Raw genomic sequence first — 891 nt, forward strand, 5'->3', positions numbered from 1 at the left:
TAGCATTAATAATGGTCATAGGCTTCGCGCGTGTTGATTTTGTTTGGCGATAAAATTAGATCACAAACGAAGCCTTTTTTATATCTATTTCAATTGGTTGGCGCTAAAGATCCTGTACATGTGGCGTTATTAGCCGTTTCTGCGGACTTTTTCGCTTGTTCCAATTGTCGGGAGGTTTTTTCGTGTGCGCTGATCTCATGCGTTAACAGTTGGGTGTGGGCTTTCAGCTCAGTGATGGCATTACGACTGGTGTTCCGTGCCAGCACAAACAGGCCACTGATAATGCCAACCGGAATCAGTAGCATCACAAACGCTTTGAGCATACCGCCCGTGATCGTGTGCATATTATCGGGTGCCAGCGAAGGGATTTGGCTGTAGGCGATCATGAAAATGGCGGCCATAAAACTGCTGACGATGGTTAACACAATCATGAACTGACTGATGGGGCTGGACAGTTTGTGCAGCAATTCATCGGGAAGAAACGGATGCAGGAATGTGTGTATCTGCTCATGAATGGTGGCTTTGGGGCGGCATTTATCTTCACAACGCACATCGAGTGAGCAACAGAGCGAGCAGATATGACCACCATAAACGGGGCAATGGGCCATATCTTCCGGTTCATAAGCATTTTCACACACGGAACAGGTAAGTTCGTGATCGTGATGAACATGACTTTGTGTCTTGGTATTGACCAGATAAAATTTGCCTTTGGTCAACCATGCAATCAGTGGTGCAGTAATAAACGGCAAAGCAAAGGCGATATAGGAAGCAAACATGTACAGAACCTTAAGCGGCAAGCGAATTAATAATACCGTCTAACGTGTTGTTTTGCTTGGATTTTCTCTGCCTACTCTTTTTGCCGTTTTTGGATAAATACACCATTGCCCACTC

1 protein-coding gene is annotated in these 891 nt (G+C 45.3%); it reads right to left on the reverse strand.

The features are described 5' to 3' along the window. Positions 1 to 89: 89 nt before the first annotated feature. Positions 90 to 776, reverse strand: coding sequence for a hypothetical protein (locus ACNPAA_RS20930; RefSeq protein ID WP_417891991.1), 687 nt, complete (start codon positions 774 to 776; stop codon positions 90 to 92). Between the last annotated feature and the right edge of the window lie 115 nt (positions 777 to 891).

Source organism: Aeromonas sp. PS2Canimalfood6 (assembly GCF_048276795.1).
In the GTDB taxonomy this organism is placed as follows: domain Bacteria; phylum Pseudomonadota; class Gammaproteobacteria; order Enterobacterales; family Aeromonadaceae; genus Aeromonas; species Aeromonas caviae.

Bases quoted from the DNA above. Each gene is read 5' to 3' on its own strand.
- ACNPAA_RS20930 (WP_417891991.1), bottom strand. From the start codon at position 776: ATGTTTGCTTCCTATATCGCCTTTGCTTTGCCGTTTATTACTGCACCA.